Consider the following 2,859-nt stretch of genomic DNA (forward strand, 5'->3'; position numbering starts at 1 on the left):
TAAAAAGTATGCAACCCAGTGTTCTCACATCGGGTGGAAATATTTATATTAACAGTGATATATTATCAAATCAGGCATTGAGCAAAATTGAAGCTGAAAAAGATATTTTCCTGACGGGAAAAAAACTTTTAAATACCAGCAGAATATCGGAAGAAGCATCAGGGTATTTTAATCTCTTTGAATACTTTCCCAAAGACACTTATGTATCTATAACCGATTCACTTAATACCCCCGCCGGTATCTACAAACTCTCGTCTAATAAGCTCCTCGAAAAAATCAATACATATCACCAATGGGATGATAAAAGTTATCATATTTTACCGCCGGGTGAAGTAAAATACGATATAAAAAAAGACAACCTGATCCTTGAGCGGGCAAGTATCATCGCGAAAGGTCATCTTATCGCCGACTTTAGCGATAGCATTAATATTGATACTGACTACCCACATAAATCGCCCCCCAGTTCAGATTTCTATTATGACCTGCCGGCCAGCAGTGAAAAGCTGCCGGAAATACTGTCGGCTAAAAATATCTTATTACACGGTGGAGAGATCACCCTCAAAGATAAAATCAACGCGGCTAATGATCTAAACATAATTTCTGAAAGCGATATTACCCTTAAAAATTCAACACTTTCGGCACCCAATAATTTATCTATGACTGCCGTCAATAATATCAATATCTGGCAAAGTGATATAAAAGGAAAGGATATCACCGCTATCAGCCGTCATGGAGATATCCTATTTCATAATGGTGATCAATTCGGTTATCTTTGGCACCAACATAGTACCAATGATCATCCTGTCTCCAATAAATTAGATGCCGTCGGGAATTTAACTATTAACTCGGGTAAAAACCTCCTTTTACAAAACGTCTATTTACAACCGAGTAAAAATATCTCTCTGATAGCAAATAATGATGTGACCGTAGAAAACCATGCAGACACCTATAATTTTGCCAAATCAAAGACAGCAAACAGTCATAATGCACCAATATCAGGGATATTAAATGCCCTTGAATCACTGACAATCCATGCTGGAAATAATATTTCCGCCAAAGGCTCAGATATCTCTGCGGGGAAAGATATTTATTTAATTGCAGCAAAAGATATTGATTTGAGTTCCGCCGAATTAGAATATAAAAATCATATTCTACCGCAAGACTCAACAGAACTTAGCAGCAAAATTACGGCAAAGAATAATATCAGCATAATGAGTGGCGGTGATATTAATGGGAAAGCGGTCCAGATACAGGCTAATGGCAACACATTATTATCCGCAGGAAGAAATATCACATTACCGTCCCTTGCTTATTCTGTCATTAACCCGGCTAATGATAACAACAAGGATGACCAACATATTATTGCTCAAATCCGTGGTGATAAAAAACTGACGATGGCAGCCAATGGGACCCTCACCACCGCGGGTGCTAAATTGACTTCTGATGGTGATGTCACGCTCTCCTCCGGCGGCAATATGCGTTTTGAATCCGTGCAGAATCACACCTACCGGGAAGGTAACCGGGAATTCACCGAATCAGTGACTCAGCAAGGCACTGAACTGACCAGCGGCGGCATACTCACGGTTATCTCAACCGGCAGTATTCTTTTCCAGGCCACCAAACTGGCGGCTAAAGGGGCAATGGATGTGGCGGCACAAGGCGGTTACTTGTACGCTCAGGCGATGGAAGAATCCAGTCACTATGAGAAAACAGAGACCACGCGTAAGTGGTATGGCAAAAAGAAAACCATTAAACACACCCGTCATGATGTTACTAACAAAGTGACTGAATTTACCGCCGGCGGCGATATTAACCTGTTAAGCCGGGATGACAGCACTTATGAAGCCAGCAAAATCGCCACCAATCAAAATGCCAAACTGACCAGTACTCACGGTCAGGTTAATTTTAAAGCAGTAAACAACAGCACCTTTGAACAAACGATTACTCATTCCAAAGGGTTCTACATCAAGCAGACAGATAAAGGTTACACCGAAAATACCTGGGTGCTTCCTACTATTCATCTTGGCGGAAAACTCACCGTAGATGCAGCAAATGGTGTTAGCGCTGATATCAAAGCTAAAAATGGTCAGTCATTACAAGCTGTCGTCTCCGTCTTCGGTAATACCCCGGAAACCGCCTGGTTGAAAGGACTGAATGAACGTCAGGATGTTCAATGGAACGTAGTCAACGATGCGTATGACCGCTGGGATTATAAAAGCCAGCACCTGAATCCGGTGGTTTCGGCGGTGATAGCGATTGCCGTGGCTACCGTGACGGCAGGTGCAGGCATAACAGCTTCTGTGGCCGGATCAGCCGCAGGCACGGCAGGTTCAGCGGCGACGGCAGCGGGGGCAACCGCCAGCACTGCGGCTACTGTGGGCTCAATGGCTTACGGTGCGACAGCTTCCGGCATGGCGGCGCTGGCCTCTCAGGCGGCGGTCGCCCTGGTGGATAATCAGGGTGATCTGTCCAAAACCTTAAAAGCGATGGGCAGCAGCGACACCGTTAAATCCACTTTCACATCCATGGCAATGGGCGGCGCACTGGCGGGTTTTGACACGGTGATGGGATGGGATAACGCGGCGAATGGCGCAAAACTGGAACCATCAAAGGCAACATTACCTTCCCTGAGCAACGGCGACTGGAGCAAAGTGGCTCAACGGGTTGCGGGCCAGTCCATTATCAGCTCCAGTCTGGGGACAACGATTAATGGCGGCAGCTTTAAAGACAATTTCACCACCGCATTACTTGCCAATATCGGCAATCAGATGAATGCAGAAGGGGCCGGGCTGATTGGTGATAATGGTCAGGTGTTAGGTTTACCCGGAAAAACGATCAGCCATGCGATTGTTACAGGTA

At 44.9% G+C, this 2,859-nt stretch carries 1 protein-coding gene; it reads left to right on the top strand.

What is annotated here, in order from left to right; all coding sequences use genetic code 11:
• Window positions 1-2,859, top strand: a 2,859-nt coding sequence (locus C5471_RS22970) for a DUF637 domain-containing protein (protein WP_207627451.1), incomplete at both ends; no start/stop codon positions are given.

It is taken from the genome of Photorhabdus tasmaniensis, from assembly GCF_011189505.1.
Lineage (GTDB): Bacteria > Pseudomonadota > Gammaproteobacteria > Enterobacterales > Enterobacteriaceae > Photorhabdus > Photorhabdus tasmaniensis.